Consider the following 15,462-nt stretch of genomic DNA (forward strand, 5'->3'; position numbering starts at 1 on the left):
GACCAGCCGACCGGATCCGAGCGTGTTCACACCGCCGAACGCCGCGCGATCCATCCGGCGCGACCCCTACCCTCGAATCCCGCTGCACATAGCCGGGATTCCCGCGCAGATCACATCCGCGTAGGCATCGGCGCGCGCCCGATCCCGATCCGAGGCCCACTGCAACACAAGCCCGTCGGTGGCACCGATCAGCACCGAGGCGAGATTCGCGATGGCCTCCGCGCGCGCGGACGGCCCGGCCGCGCGCTGCAGCACGTCGGTGACCGCCCGCAGGAAGACCTCGTAGGACTCCTTCGCGAGCGCCGGCCGATGACGGGTCATCCACATGTACAGGTCGACTTCCGCCAGCGCGTAGTCCGGATGGTCCATCAGCCAGCGCACCGAACGCCGGATGACTTCTTGCGCGGTCACTTCGAGCTCGGCCGGCTCGATGGCGGTGGACTGCTTGGTGATCTCGGCGGCGAGGTGCTCGAAGACGGCGAGGAAGAGGCCGTCCTTGTCCCGGAAGCAGTAGTGCAGTGAGGCCAGTGGCGCGTCGGCCGCTTCGGCGATCCGGCGTGTCGTCGCGCTCGCGACCCCGCGCTCGGCGATGACCCGGACTGCCGCATCGATGAACTGGATCGAACGATCCTCTGTCGACACGTGGGGCAACTGGTTCACCTCATTCGTTCGTCGGCGCACGTAGGCGCCCTGATTAATTGATCAAGTCAAGCGTACAGATCGCGGCGTCGGGCGAGCACGCGTGACCCTCGCGAAAGTGACGGCAAACACCCCTACTCCCCGATTATTCCGCTCACCTCTTGACATCGGGTGTGGTGCGCCCCACAATCGGATCAATCGATCAGATCAAATGACTAAGGCGTTTGATCTAACGTGGAAATGGAGAGTTATGACTACCGAAGCCAAGGCCGCTCTACGATCCGTCGCGGCGACGACCCCTCTCGCCGAGATCCTCGACATCGTCGCCAAGGACGGCGGCGTGATCATCGAGAACTTCCTGTCGGCGGACCAGATCGCGCGGTTCAACGCCGAGGTCGAGCAGCCCATGGCAGCGCTGGCTCCCGGCTCGACCCATGAGAACGCGATCGTCGCGGAGTTCCATGGGGCCAACACCAAGCGACTGACGAATCTGGTGACACACAGCAAGACCTTCCGCGAGGAGATCCTCGAGCAAGACTTGATCCACGACCTCTGCGACGCGCTGTTCCTCGAGGAGTCCGGTACCTACTGGCTGACCACGGCGCAGCTCATCGAGATCGGCCCCGGAAACCGCGCGCAGTTCCTGCATCGGGACCTCGAGAACTGGTACCCGTTCGTCGGCATGGGCCCGCAGGGTCCCGAGGTGTGCGTGAACTTCATGATCGCGTTCACCGACTTCACCGAGGAGAACGGCGCCACGCGGGTCATCCCGGGCAGCCACCTCTGGGACGACTTCGAGAATCGCGGCACCCCCGAGGACACCATCCCCGCAGTCATGAAGGCGGGTGACGCGTTCTTCTACAGCGGCAAGACCGTGCACGGCGGCGGAGCGAACGTCACGACCGACGAGTACCGCCGGGGACTGGCCTTCCCGCTGAACCTGGGCTTCCTCACCGGTGAGGAGGCGTACCCGTTCCTCGTCGACATGGAGATCGCCAAGCAGCTCTCGCCGCGGGTGCAGCGGATTCTCGGTTTCCGTTCCCAGTACCCCAAGGGCTCGCCCGGCCTCTGGCAGGTGGACTACAGCGAGCTCGGGGACTACCTGAAGCTCTGAGGTGCCGGTCGGCACATCTCTCGCCTCGCGACCCGCCGGAGAGGCGACGAGTCCTCTCCGGCGGACCCGCCCGCAGCCCTCAAGGAAAAGTATGGGAATCGACTCCTCCAGAACCGCATTCGAGCGGACCCGTCGCAGCGTCGGCGGCGGCGTCAGCTCGGGCCTTCGTGCCACGATGCGACCGGTTCCGCTCTTCGTCGACCGCGGCCACGGAGCGCACCTCTGGGACCTCGACGGGGACCGCTACCTCGACTACGTGATGGCCTGGGGGCCATTGGTCCACGGACACAGCAACCCGCAGGTCATCGACGCGGTGACGCGAGTCGCGACCTCGATGCAGGTCGTGGGGATGGGCCATCGTCTCGAGTACGAAGCCGCCGAGGCGGTACTCGAATCGGTGCCGGGCGCTGCGCGTCTCGTGTGGACGAACACCGGAACCGAGGCCGTGCAGGTCGCGCTGAGGTTCGCACGAGCAGCGACCGGCCGGCACCGCATCGTCAAGTTCGCGAAGGCCTACCACGGCTGGCACGACAGCGTGTACGCGAGCATGGGCGCGAACGACACGGGTGAGTCACCCGTCCCCGCCGCCCTCGGGCAGAGCCCCAATGCCCACGCCGATCTGATCATCAGCCGGTTCAACGACACCGCCGGCATCACCGAGTTGCTGGCTCACGCTGAAGAGCGCCGAATCGCCGCTGTGCTCATCGACCCGATCATGAGCAACGCCGGTGTGCTCACACCGGAACCCGGCTTTCTCGAAACACTGCGCAGCCTGTGCGACCGGCACGGCGTCGTATTGATCTTCGACGAGGTCATCACCGGATTTCGGATAGCGCGCGGCGGCGCGGCCGAAAGATTCGGTGTGCGCCCGGATCTCTCGGTGTTCGGCAAGGCGATCGCCGGCGGGTTCACCCAGAGCGCGGTCGTCGGCCGCGCGGACATCATCGATCTGGTGGAGCACGGCCTCACCCATGCCGGAACGTTCAACGGCAACCCGGTGGCGCTGGCAGCGGTGAAGGCCGCGATGGAGTTGTCCGCTACGCCAGGCGTATTCGACAAGCTGGAAGATCTGGGCGACGCCTTCGAGCAGGCGATCACCGACGTGCTGGTCTCGGCCGGCGCGCCCGGCAGCCTCCGGCGCGTCGGGTCGCTCGTGCAGTTCGTGCCGCGCGATCAGGCGACGAGCCTGCACGGCACGGACGGACTGTGGGCCGAGATCGCCGCCGGCATGCTCGAAGCGGGTGTCGTCTTCATGCCGTCCGGAAAGATCTTCCTCAGCACCGCGCACACGCTCGCCGACATCCAGGAAACGGCCTCGCGCCTCGAGCGAGTCCTGCAGCAGGTCAGCGCCCGTTCCGCATAGCGAACACCACCGATCCGATCCCCCAGCCGCGACGCGGACGGGTCTATCGACCGAACGGGTGGTCGCTGTGCCGCCCGTTCACCACGCCCCGTCACCCGTTCCGCGTCACGACTCTGCTCGATGCGGTTGGGCGAGTGCGGCGTACCTACACCGAATTCTGTTGAATCGAAGGAATTCTCGATGAATACGCTCGCAATGGCGTTGCTTCTGGCCGCCGATGTGTGGATGGCGGCAGCCGGCCTCTATTACGGGGTGCAAATCATTCGCCGCTACCGCAACTATCTGCTCGGTCTCGAGTGGCTGGTGATCGGGGTATCGGGGGCGAACGTTCTGTTCCTGGGCGCCACCGGGGTCGATCATTCGGGCGTGAGCTACCACCTGATGGTGTTCTTCGACGCGTTCTCGCGTTCGTTCGGCATGACGCTGGTGTTCGTTCTCGGCATGATGGCGGTGACCCGCGGGTACCGCGCCTCGCTCGCGGTCGAGGCCGCCGCCTTCGGGGCAGCGACCGTGGTCGGGCTGTGGCGAACGATCGACGTGCGGCCCGTCAGCCCGCCATGGTCGCTGTTCTACCTCGCGCTGAATCTCGCTGTGGCGGTGTTCATGGTGACGGTCGCCGGCCGGCTGTGGCGGATCGGTGAACGACGTTGCGCGGCCGGCGTTTTCATCGCGACCATCCTCGGGGCGATCGTCGCGTCGACCTATGACTTCGTCCATATTCCCGGCGACGACGCCGACCACACGTTGTTCTACATTCCGGCACTGGCGATCTGGGCGCTCATGGTCACGACCTACTACCACGGCTACCGGGCACTCGATGATCACAATCGGGCACTCGCCCGGAAGGCTGCGGTCACTGTTACCGCATCGCCGGAATAACGCACGCCGACATCCATCTACGGCTGCATGAGCATGCATCACCGCGCAAGGACGCGCACATTCTCGATTCGCACAGTTCGGAAAACACTATGACAGCTCAAGATTCGCCCACGCCCGCGACCGACACAGAAACCGGTTCCACAGTCTCCACCGACGCTTCGCCCGCGGCCATCACCCTCAATCACGCCGGAAATGCATTCATCTGGACGTATGTCCTGGCGATCTTCGGTGTATGGACGGCCGTTCTGACCCCGACCATGATCACTTTAGCACTCCGGGTCGCGCAGGCCGTCCCGGCCCATACCTCCGTGGCCTATTCGGCGATCGCGGCCACGGGCGCTCTGATCTCGCTGCCCGCGGGCCCGTTCTTCGGGCGTCTGGCCGATATCACCATGTCGCGCTTCGGCCGACGACGGCCATGGCTGGTGGTCGCGGCCACCACCATTCTGGCGGGCAACGCCATCGTCGCCGTTTCCGGCTCCATCGCCGGACTTATCGTCGGATGGATCATCGTCTCGGTATCCGGCACCATCGGATTGACGGTGTTGTGGTCCATGCTCGCGGATTCCATTCCGCCGGAGCGTGCGGGTTTCGTCGCCGGTCTCGCCGGTGCGGCGCAGGGCGTGGGGCTCATCGCAGGGACCTTCATCGTCCGCATCACCCCGGGAATGACCGCACGCCTTCTCATTCCGGCAGCTCTCGGCGCCGGTCTCGTCCTGCTATTCGTCGCCATTCTCCGGGAAACCGACTTCGCGGGACATGTCCGGCCGGTCTTCAACGTCCGCGACTTTGCCCGGACTTTGTATTTCGATCCGAGAAAGGCACCCGATTTCGCCTGGTGCCTGGCCTCCATCTTCGGGATCACGGTCGGCGCCGCCGTCGTAGCGACCTTCCTGGTCTACTTTCTGCAGAACGCGTTGAAGCTCGACGAGGCTGCCCTGGTTCCCACCGTCTTCGAGGCGACGCTGATCATCAACGGTACGGCGTCGATCATCAGTCCCCTGGGCGGCCGCCTCGCCGACCGGATCGGCAGGCGCAAACCCTTGTTCGCCGCCGCGGGCCTGCTCGTCGCCGTCGGGTGCACCGTGATGGACGTCGTCGGCACCGTCCCCGAATTCCTCACCGGCTGTGTGTTCTTCGGCATCGGATACGGCCTGCTGCTCGGGCAGATGCTGGCCTTGGCGGCATCCACGATGACCTCGTGGGAGAACGCGGCCCGCGACCTCGGCCTGGTCGTGCTGACCCAGTCGGCGGCATTGATGGTCGCACCGCTCGTGGCCCCGGCACTCCTCGCCATCGACGGCCCGAACAACTACCGCCTGCTGTACGCGTTCGGTGCGGCCGCCGCCCTGCTCGCGGTGCCGGCGCTACTCGGCATCCGGCGCCGGTGCTGAGCCGACCGATCCTCGAAAGAACGATCCGCACAACAGAAATCGGATGACATGAAGATCACCAACCTGGTCGCGACCACCTGCCTCACCGCGCTCACTGTCAGCCTGACCACCGCGGTCGCCTGCGCCGACCCCGCACCCGCGAACCCGGCGACTCCCCCGAATTCGAGTATCCGCACCACCGTCCTTCCCGGTATCCACTACACCTCGAGCATCGTCGACGGATCGGTGCGGATCAGCACCGACGGCGGGTCACTCACCGTGCGCGGCAACCAGTTCCAGGTCCTGGACGCACAGGGCAACCTCGCCGCCGGGTTCCCGCTCACCTACCGCAAGGACGACAAGGACTGGCCCATCGCGGCACGGATCGACGGCAACACCGCCACGCTGTCACCCAGTACCGACCCCGCGTCGGCCCGGCCCGCCACTCCGGTGGAGCTTCCGCGTCCGGTCGCGTCCGAAGCACAGTTCCAGAACGCGATGGCCACGGCCGCAACCGAATTCGGTTTGGCGATCAGCGTCGGCACCTTGATCGGCACACTCATCGGCCTCCCGCTGGGCTGCATCGCGGGCGCACTGACCGTGGGAACCATCACCTTCCCCGTCTTCTTCGCCGGTGCGCTCGGCGGATGCCTGGCCGGCGCCGCGGTCGGTGTCGCCTTGGGGTCCGCCGCCGGAATCATCCTGGTCGGCGTGCCCGTCGGCATTGCCGCCTTGATCGACTTCACCAACCAGGTCACCGCCCCCGACCCGGCGACCACACCCGCCTCATAACAGCAACAGACACAACCCGATTGCCGTTGCGGCCGCGCTCGCAGCGGCAATCGGATCATTCCTGCCCGCCCCGGCGGCGGGCCGATCGAGAGGTGACGGTCCGGTGGGCCACTACAAGAGCAACGTTCGTGATCTGGAGTTCAACCTGTTCGAGGTGTACGGCCTGGAGACCGTCCTCGATTCGGGGGCGTTCGCCGAACTGGACGGCGAGACCGCACGCACGATGCTGGCCGAGGCCGCCCGCCTGGCCGAAGGGCCGGTGGCCGAGTCGTATGCCGAAACCGACCGCCACCCACCAATTTTCGACAGCGACTCGCACTCGGTACGGATTCCGGAGCCGTTCAAGCGGTCCGTTCGCGCATGGCAGGACGCGCAGTGGTGGCGGGTTGCCAAGAGCGAGGCGATCGGCGGCGTGCCCGCGCCGTCGATGCTCGGCTGGGCGATCAACGAACTGGTCCTCGGCGCCCAGCCCGCGGCCTACATGTACCTGAGCGGCCCGATGATGGCGGACGTCCTCGCCGGCATCGGCACCGAACAGCAGCGGCGATGGGCCGCGCAAGCGGTCGAGCGCAACTGGGGCGCGACGATGGTGCTGACCGAACCGGACGCCGGCTCCGACGTCGGAGCCGGCCGCACCACAGCGACCGAACAGCAGGACGGTTCCTGGCACCTCGAGGGCGTCAAGCGCTTCATCACCTCCGCCGACTCCGACGACCTGTTCGACAACATCATGCATCTGGTGCTGGCCCGCCCCGCCGGAGCCGGACCCGGCACCAAGGGGCTGAGCCTGTTCATCGTCCCCAAATTCCACTTCGACCACGACACCTGCGAGCCGGGCGAACGCAACGGTGTCTTCGTCACCAACGTCGAGCACAAAATGGGCCTGAAAGCCTCGGCCACGTGCGAGCTGACCTTCGGCGGGCACGGTATCCCCGCGGTCGGCTACCTGGTGGGCGGCGTCCACAACGGAATCGCCCAGATGTTCGAGGTCATCGAAGAAGCTCGGATGATGGTCGGCACCAAGGCCATCGCGACACTGTCCACCGGATACCTCAACGCACTCGACTACGCGAAAACCCGCGTGCAGGGCAGCGATCCGGCTCGGGCCGCCGACAAGGCGGCACCGAAGGTGACCATCATCCATCACCCCGATGTGCGCCGTTCGCTGATGATGCAGAAGGCCTACGCCGAGGGATTGCGATCGATCTACCTCTACACCGCCGGCCACCAGGATCCGGTGGTCGCCCGGCACATTTCCGGTGCCGACGACGATCTCGCCGCGCGGGTCAACGATCTGCTTCTGCCGATCGTCAAAGGTGTCGGCTCCGAACGCGCCTACCAGTACCTCACCGAATCCCTGCAAACCTTCGGCGGTTCCGGGTACCTCCAGGACTATCCCATCGAGCAGTACATCCGTGATGCCAAGATCGACTCCGTCTACGAAGGCACCACGGCGATCCAAGCTCAGGACTTCTTCTTCCGGAAAATCGCCCGCGACAACGGTATTGCGCTCGCGCACGTACTGGGGGAGGTCCGCGCCACCGCCGAGTCCGATGCCGACCGTGGCCGGTTGAAGAACGAGAAGGTTCTGCTCTCGCACGCCCTCGAGGACGTACAGGAGATCATCGGCAGGCTCACCACCCATCTGCTGGAAGCTGCCGTGGAGCCTCGCGAGGTGTACAAAATCGGCCTGAACGCCGTCCGGCTCCTTCTCGCCGTCGGCGATCTACTGGTGGCCTGGCGCCTCATCGTCGGCGCCGAAACAGCTCTCACCGCAATCGAAGCCGGGCAGAACACCGCGTTCTACGCCGGCAAGGTCGCAGTGGCCTCGTTTTTCGCCAACTCCGCGCTCCCCCATCTCACCGCCGAACTCGCGGTGGTCTCCGCGACGGACGCGACCGTGATGGACCTCGAGGAGGCCGGCTTCTGACCGGCGGCGGGCGGACGCCGGCAGGGGTGTCAGGGATATTCTGACTGGTACCTGCCGGCAGAAGTTGACGAGTAGTCGATGGTCGAGAGCGATCGGTTCAAGACACAGCGTGATGGTGGTGTCGACGTCGTCACGGAGTTGGGCTCTGCGGGTTTCACGGACGCCGAAGAGATCGGACGCGGCGCTTTCGGGCAGGTGTTCCGCTGCACCCAACCGGCGGTGGATCGCACGGTGGCGGTGAAAGTGCTGAGCGGCGAACTCGACGAGAATCGGGCGCGCTTCTTTCGCGAGCAGCGAGCGATGGGGCGGCTGACCGGGCATCCGAACATCGTCGACATGCTCGAAGTCGGCGTGACGGCGACCGGCCGCCCGTACCTGGTGATGCCCTATCACGCTCGCGGATCTCTCGACTCCCGCATCCGCCATGATGGTCCGCTGCCGCTGTCCGATGCGCTGCGGCTCGGGGTGAAGATCGCGGGCGCACTGGAAACCGCGCATCGCGCCGACATCGTGCACCGCGATGTCGAGCCGGGAAACATTCTGATCACCGACTACGGCGAGCCGGCGTTGACCGGCTTCGGTATCGCCCACATCGCCGGTGGCTTCGAGACCTCCACCGGCACGATCAGCGGATCCCCCGCCTTCACCGCACCGGAAGTACTGAGTGGGGCCGCGCCCGGCCGGGCATCGGATGTGTATGGGCTGGCAGCCACGCTCTTCTGTGCCTTGACCGGGCACGCCGCGTTCGAACGCCGCAGCGGTGAACAAGTCGTCGCGCAGCTCCAGCGCATCACCGGGCAGCCGGTTCCGGACCTGCGCGAGCACGGAATTCCCGACGATGTCAGCTCGATCATCGAAGCGGCGATGTCGCACGAACCGTCCGATCGCCCCACCGCGGAGCTACTGGGCGAACAACTGCGCCGGGTGGAACGAAGCCATGGATTCGCAGTCGCCGACATGCCGCCGCGGAGCGAAACGGGTACCGAGAAGCCGTCCGGGACCCGACCGCCGGATGTCGCGGAAAACGGTACCGGCAGCCTCCCGCTCGAATTGACCAGCTTCATCGATCGGCGCTCCGAGGTGACCACGCTCGAGAACCTGCTGACCGGGTCACGGTTGGTCACCCTGACCGGAACCGGCGGAGTGGGCAAATCCCGGCTCGCACTGCGGATCGCACACCAGCTCAGGCCGGATTTCAGCGACGGGGTGTGGCTGGCCGAGCTGGCCGGCCTGCGCGACGCCACCGCGGTTGTCGATGTCGTCGCCGCCACCCTCGGTCTGCGGAACTGGGGCCCGGAGCCCACGCTGGATGTCCTCGTCCGGTACCTGTCCTCCCGCGATCTGCTGTTGCTGCTCGACAATTGCGAACACGTGATCGACGCGGTGACGACACTGACGGAATCGCTGTTGCGCGCCTGCCCGCATATCCGCATCCTGGCCACCAGCCGCGAGGCACTGAGTGCCGCGGGCGAATCGGTGTTCGCGGTGCCACCGCTGCAGGTTTCGGCTCCGGCGGGCAGGACGGCTCGCCGCACAGCGCGCGAGGACGCCGTCACGCTGTTCGCCGCACGAGGGGCAACGGCCGTCCCCGGATTCGATGTCACCGACCGCAACACCGACACCGTTGCCCGGATATGCGCCCGGTTGGACGGATTGCCACTGGCGATCGAACTCGCCGCGGCTCGGCTCCGGACCATGTCCCCCGAACAGATCCTCTCCCGACTCGACGATCGCTACGCGCTGCTCACCCGCGGGAGTCGAAGCGCCCCGAAACGCCAGCAGACCCTGCAGTACTGCATCGGCTGGAGCTACGACCTGTGCACCGGGTCCGAGCAACGCCTGTGGAACCAGCTGTCGATATTCGCGGGCGGGTTCGAACTCGATGCCGCCGAACAGGTCTGCGGCCCCGGCCTCGGCGACGCCGAACTACTCGACGCCGTGGCCGCGCTGGTGGACAAGTCGATTCTGATCCGCGAAGACACCGACGGAACCGTTCGCTTCCGCATGCTCGAAACCATCCAGGAGTACGGCAGAAGCAGGGCACGAGACGACGGTGAAGACGCCGAACTCGACCGCCGCCAACGGGATTGGTGCGAGCAACTGGTACTGGCAGCGGAAGGAGATTGGGTGGGCCCACGGCAGCTGCAGTGGGTCGCGCGACTGGAACGGGAACTGCCGAATCTGCGGAAGGCATTGACGTTCAGCGTGTCCGAGGGGGCCGAGAGCGCATTGCGGATGACCGCTGCTCTCTACCCCTTCTGGACGATAAGAGGGCGACTCACCGAGGGGCGCCGGTGGCTCGAGCACGCGTTGATCCATACCCCCCACATACAGACCGTCGACCGAGCCAGAGTGCTCTACCAAGCCGTCGAGACGGCCGCAATCCAAACCGACTTGCCGGCCGTCCACGACACAATCGCGCAACTCGAAAGTCTGGCCGAACACATCACCGACCCTCTCGTCACCGCCCTGCTCGCCCACGCCCGAGGATACGAGTGCCTGGCGAGCGGGGACCTGCCTCGTGCGAGCGCCCTACTGACCGATGCCGTCGAAATCTACGCCGACACTGGCGAATCGGGGCTACAACTCGACGCCCAGATCTCGCTCGGATGGTCGTACACACTGCAGAACGACACCGATCGCGCCCTCCCCTATTTCCGCAAAGCTCTCACCGCCGCCGAGTCGGCCGACGAGACCATGCGTCGAGCATGGGCACTGTGGGCCGCGGGATTCACATTGTGGCGACGGAACGAAACCGACGGCGCCACAAGCTATTTGCACGAGGGCATTCGCGCCGCGAGACTACTGGAGGACCCCCTCACCGCCGCGGCTTGCTCGGAAATCCTGGCCTGGCTGGCCGCCGACGACCGCCATTACCGGCGCGCGGCGGAATTGATGGGTGCCGCCGACGCATTGAGCAGCGTCGCGGGCAGCTCCGCCTTCATGTTTCACGATCTGCTCGCCTACCGTGAAAACTCCGAACGGAGCAGCCGCACGGCGCTGGGATCACGAACCTTCGACACCGCCCGTCGAGAAGGCGCAGCGATGGACTTCGACACGGCGGTGTCCTTCGCCCTCGGCGAGGGATCCGAAACCGCCGGGGCGACAGCACATTCGGGCCGGCAACTGACCAAGCGAGAACGCCAAGTCGCCGACCTCGTCGCCCAGGGATGGACCAACAAGGCGATCGCCGCCGAGCTGGTGATTTCGCAACGCACCGCGGAAGGCCATGTCGAACATATCCTGACCAAACTGGGATTCACCTCGCGCGCCCAGATCGCCGCATGGGTCGCCGGGCAACCGCGGGTGTGAACAGACCACGTCAGCCGCTGCCCGTCGGCGGCTCACGGGTGATTCGTGTCCTCGTGGGGGTCGGGAGTCAGGCGAGCGCCCAGTTCGGGGAAGGTGCGTATCGCCTGCAACGCGGCCGCCAGCTCGGCGACGGTCGCCGGGTCGTCGAGTTCGCCGTCCAGACGCTCCTCGAGCCGGCGCATCCGATAGCGGACGGTGTTCTCGTGGCAGTACAGCACGCGCCCGGCCTCGGCGGCGGAGGAGCGAGCGTTCAGCCACGCCTCCGCCGTCGTGAGCAAGGTACTGCGATCGTCGTCGGCCATCGTGAGCACGCGACCCAGGACCCGCCTGACGAAACGGCGAGTCGTGTCGAGGTTGCCCATCACGAGTTCGGCCATGGGGGTGTCGGGTAGCTGCCGTACGCCGGTGGCATCGGGTTCGAACGTTTCCACCGCGATTTTCGCGAATCGCAGTGCGCGCGGTGTCCGGTCGAGCCGGCTGTACGGCGGACTCATCCCGACGCGAGCGGACGCGAATTTGGCTATCAGCGAACGAATTTCGTCGGTGCGGCGCCGGCCGCAGGACAGGATGACGATCTCGTGTTCCGGCCCCGCCCGCCACGCGGAGGCCACATCGAGTGCGCGCAGTCGCTCCTCGAGTCCGGGCAGCGCGGGCCGGCCGAGCTCGGGTGTCTCGGCGACGACGACGAGAAACGAACCGTCATAAGGCATATCGAGCAACTTCGCGATTTCCCAGGCGGTGTGGTTCTCGTCGGAAGGACCGTTCAGCAGAGCCGCCACCAGCGCCGAACGCCGCCGATCCGCGAGAATCATGGCCTCACCGACCGCGGCGCGGTAGGACTCGGTGAGCGCGGTCGAATAGTCGTCGGCCATGGCCCAGATGTCGGTGGCGACGTTGAGCAAGGCATCGAGCGAACACTGCCCCGAGGCACGGGCGGAATCGAGCAGTCGCTGCCAGAGAAACGCGGATCCGAGCCGGAAAGCGCGCAATACCTCGGGCAGTGGCGCCCCTTGTCCGGCACGCTCGCGGCCGGTCGAACGCGGTGCCCGAAGCTCCAGCGTCCGGCCGTGCGCCAGCCGATGCAGCATGTACTCGAGGTTCGATCGGGTCGACCGGCGCAGTTCCGCGCGCGGCACCACGCCCGGCTCACGGTAGATCTCGATCTCCTCGACGATGCGGTCGACCAGGTCGTCGGTCAGCTCGTCGAGCCGCCCGGTCAGGCCGTTCGCTATAGGCACGATCAAGGAATCGGGAACGCTGCGGGGCACGATGCGAGGCTACGGCCATGCGGGGCCGGCGAGAATATCGCGGGGCACAGATTTCCCGGCCGTCCACTGTCGCCCGCCATATGGGCCCGGGGCTGTCTGGTGCAGACGATTGTCGACGTGACCAATCTCGCCATCAACCTGAAGGACGCCGCCGGTCAGTTTCCGGACCGTGCCGCGGTCCGCCTCGACGATCAGCTCCTGACCTACGCCGCGTTCGACGATCTGAGCGCTCGCGTGGCCGGGCGGCTGCGTGACCTGGGCGCGCAGCCCGGTGACCGAGTCGCGATGATGCTGCCCAATGTCACCGCCTTCCCGGTCGTCTACTACGGCATTCTGCGGGCCGGCCTGATCGCGGTGCCGATGAATCCCCTCCTGAAGGAACGCGAAGTCCGGCATCACCTCGCCGACTCGGGCGCCCGGATCCTCTTCGCGTGGCATACCGCCGTCCCGGAGGCCACCGCCGGAGCGGCGCAGACGGAGGTGCGCGTTCTCACCGTCGCCGACGCCGCCGCGACCGAGTTCGCATCGTGGCCGGACTCGCCGGAAGTAACGGTCCGCGACGACGAGGACACCGCGGTGCTGCTCTACACCTCGGGCACGACCGGCACCCCCAAAGGCGCGCAACTGACCCACGCCAACCTCCGGGCCAATGCCGCCGTCGCCGCACGCACCTTGCTCACCGCCACCCCGGACGACGTGATCATGGGCTGCCTGCCCCTGTTCCACGCATTCGGGCAGACGTGCTGCCTCAACGTCGCCGTGCTCAGCGGAGCCACCATCACCCTGGTCCCACGCTTCGACCCGGAGCTGGTGCCGAAGGCGATCGAACGCGACGGCGTCACGATCTTCGAAGGCGTGCCGACGATGTACGTCGCCATGCTCGGCGCGGGCCCCGGCATCGCCGACACCGCGACGTTGCGGCTGTGCCTGTCCGGTGGCGCCGCGCTCCCGGTCGAGGTGCTGCGGGGATTCGAAGAGCGATTCGGCGTTCCCGTCCTCGAAGGGTACGGACTGTCGGAGACCTCGCCGGTCGCCTCGTTCAATCGTGTCGGCGCCGCGCGGCCCGGGTCGATCGGCACCCCGATCGAGGGCGTGCAGATGCGGGTCGTCGATGCCGACGGCAACGACGTCGCGCCCGGTGAGGCCGGCGAAATCGCCATCCGCGGCCACAATGTCATGAGCGGCTACTGGGATCGGCCCACGGCTACCGCCGAGGCGATCAGGGACGACGGCTGGTTCCACACCGGCGATATGGCGAAACAGGACGCGGACGGCTACTTCTACATCCTCGACCGCAAGAAGGACCTGATCATCCGGGGCGGTTTCAACGTCTACCCGCGCGAGATCGAAGAGGTCCTCTACGAACATCCGGCCGTCCTCGAGGCCGCGGTGCTCGGCGTGCCCCACGAGACCCACGGCGAGGAAGTAGCCGCCGTGGTCGCGCTCGTGCCGGGTGCCGAAGCGACCGCCGACGACGTGCGCGAGTACGTCAAGGCCCGCGTGGCGGCCTACAAGTATCCACGCCAGGTGTGGCTGGTCGATGCCCTGCCCAAGGGGCCGACAGGCAAGATCCTCAAACGCGAAATCGTTGTCCCGCAAGGATTGTGAGGACGAGCTCGCCGGCCCCGAGGCGAGGGAGACTCCCGTCTCGGTGTCGTCCTAGCTCAGGGTCTTCAGCGCGGCCGCATCGTAGGCCTTCAGTTCGTCGATCCGGCCGCCCAGCACCTTGGCAGCCCATTCCGGGTCCTGCAGCAGGGCCCGGCCGACGGCGACCAGGTCGAACTCGTCGCGTTCCAGGCGGTCGAGGAGGTTGTCGAGGCTGCCGAGTTCGGCGCCGCGGCCCGTGAAGGCGTGGAGGAAGTCGCCGTCGAGACCGACCGAGCCGACGGTGATGGTGGGTTTGCCGGTGAGCTTCTTGGTCCACCCGGCCAGGTTCAGGTCCGAACCCTCGAACTCCGGGAGCCAGTACCGGCGGGTGGAGGCATGGAAGGCATCGACACCGGCGGCGGCCAGCGGCGCCAGGATCGCGTCGAGCTCCTGCGGGGTCTCGGCGAGCCGCGCGTCGTAGGCCTCCTGCTTCCACTGCGAGAAGCGGAAGATCACCGGGAAGCCGGGCGACACGGCCGCGCGGACCGCGGCGATGATCTCGGTCGCGAACCTGGTGCGCGCCAAGGGATCCCCACCGTAGGCATCGGTACGGCGGTTCGTGCGCGCCCACAGGAACTGGTCGATCAGGTAGCCGTGGGCGCCGTGCAGTTCGACCCCGTCGAAACCGATGCGCTCGGCGGCCGCGGCAGCCTCGGCGAAGGCGGCGACGACGTCGTCGAGGTCGCGCTGGGTCATCGCCGCACCGGTCCCCTCGGTACCGTCGACGCGGATGCCGGAGGGACCCATGGCCGGGGCCTCGGGGTAGGGCTGTTCGCCGTGGTTGCGGACCATGCCGATGTGCCACAGTTGCGGCACGATCGTGCCGCCCGCCGCGTGCACGTCCGCGGCGACCTTCGCCCAGCCCGCCAACTGCTCGGCACCGTGGAACCGCGGTACCCGATCGCTCTGACCGGCCGACGCGTGGCCGACGTAGGTCCCCTCGGTAACGATCAGACCGACACCGGCGGCAGCCCGGCGCGCGTAGTAGGACCGCACGTCGTCGCCGGGAATGCCGCCCGGGGAGAACATGCGCGTCATCGGCGCCATCACGATGCGGTTGGGGATGGTCAGGCCGTTCAGGGACACGGGCCGGGACAGGATCTCCGCTGCGCGGGAGACGTCGGACGCGGTGACGGGCACAGGTT

The 15,462-nt window shown here is 66.9% G+C and carries 11 protein-coding genes; 8 read left to right on the forward strand and 3 right to left on the reverse strand.

Going from position 1 to position 15,462, the window contains the following annotated elements:
• Positions 1-66: 66 nt before the first annotated feature.
• Entirely contained in the window at positions 67-642 is a 576-nt protein-coding gene (locus A5789_RS00235; RefSeq protein WP_193615465.1) for a TetR/AcrR family transcriptional regulator, read from the reverse strand.
• A 247-nt stretch (positions 643-889) separates the two neighbouring features.
• Here A5789_RS00235 and A5789_RS00240 point away from each other — a divergent pair, with 247 nt between their 5' ends.
• The 7 genes from A5789_RS00240 (at position 890) to A5789_RS00270 (ending at position 11,402) form a co-directional block, all read left to right on the forward strand.
• Positions 890-1,753, forward strand: coding sequence for a phytanoyl-CoA dioxygenase family protein (locus A5789_RS00240; protein ID WP_064903445.1), 864 nt, complete (start codon positions 890-892; stop codon positions 1,751-1,753).
• A 91-nt stretch (positions 1,754-1,844) separates the two neighbouring features.
• Positions 1,845-3,116 carry an aspartate aminotransferase family protein gene (locus A5789_RS00245; protein WP_064903443.1) on the forward strand — a complete coding sequence of 424 codons (1,272 nt, stop codon included), beginning with the start codon at positions 1,845-1,847 and terminating at the stop codon, positions 3,114-3,116.
• Between the two features lie 180 nt (positions 3,117-3,296).
• On the forward strand, positions 3,297-3,995 hold the full coding sequence (locus A5789_RS00250; protein ID WP_064903442.1) for a hypothetical protein: 699 nt from the start codon (positions 3,297-3,299) through the stop codon (positions 3,993-3,995).
• A gap of 89 nt (positions 3,996-4,084) precedes the next feature.
• Positions 4,085-5,389, forward strand: coding sequence for an MFS transporter (locus tag A5789_RS00255; protein WP_063010713.1), 1,305 nt, complete (start codon positions 4,085-4,087; stop codon positions 5,387-5,389).
• A gap of 48 nt (positions 5,390-5,437) precedes the next feature.
• Positions 5,438-6,160, forward strand: a complete 723-nt coding sequence (locus A5789_RS00260; RefSeq protein ID WP_064903440.1) for a hypothetical protein — start codon at positions 5,438-5,440, stop codon at positions 6,158-6,160.
• A gap of 103 nt (positions 6,161-6,263) precedes the next feature.
• Entirely contained in the window at positions 6,264-8,090 is a 1,827-nt protein-coding gene (locus A5789_RS00265) for an acyl-CoA dehydrogenase (protein WP_064903438.1), read from the forward strand.
• 78 nt (positions 8,091-8,168) lie between these two features.
• Positions 8,169-11,402 carry a protein kinase gene (locus A5789_RS00270; protein WP_064903436.1) on the forward strand — a complete coding sequence of 1,078 codons (3,234 nt, stop codon included), beginning with the start codon at positions 8,169-8,171 and terminating at the stop codon, positions 11,400-11,402.
• A 32-nt stretch (positions 11,403-11,434) separates the two neighbouring features.
• Here the strand turns inward: A5789_RS00270 and A5789_RS00275 are convergent, their stop codons facing one another.
• On the reverse strand, positions 11,435-12,670 hold the full coding sequence (locus tag A5789_RS00275) for a CdaR family transcriptional regulator (protein WP_063010719.1): 1,236 nt from the start codon (positions 12,668-12,670) through the stop codon (positions 11,435-11,437).
• Between the two features lie 117 nt (positions 12,671-12,787).
• Here A5789_RS00275 and A5789_RS00280 point away from each other — a divergent pair, with 117 nt between their 5' ends.
• Positions 12,788-14,278, forward strand: coding sequence for a long-chain fatty acid--CoA ligase (locus tag A5789_RS00280; protein WP_064903468.1), 1,491 nt, complete (start codon positions 12,788-12,790; stop codon positions 14,276-14,278).
• Positions 14,279-14,329: 51 nt separating this feature from the next.
• Here A5789_RS00280 and A5789_RS00285 read toward each other — a convergent pair whose 3' ends face one another.
• The gene (locus tag A5789_RS00285) at positions 14,330-15,457 is read right to left on the reverse strand and encodes an NADH:flavin oxidoreductase (protein ID WP_063010721.1); all 1,128 of its coding nucleotides are present in this window, start codon (positions 15,455-15,457) and stop codon (positions 14,330-14,332) included.
• Positions 15,458-15,462: the final 5 nt, after the last annotated feature.

Origin of the sequence: Nocardia sp. 852002-51101_SCH5132738 (assembly GCF_001665695.1) — a bacterium.
In the GTDB taxonomy this organism is placed as follows: domain Bacteria; phylum Actinomycetota; class Actinomycetes; order Mycobacteriales; family Mycobacteriaceae; genus Nocardia; species Nocardia nova.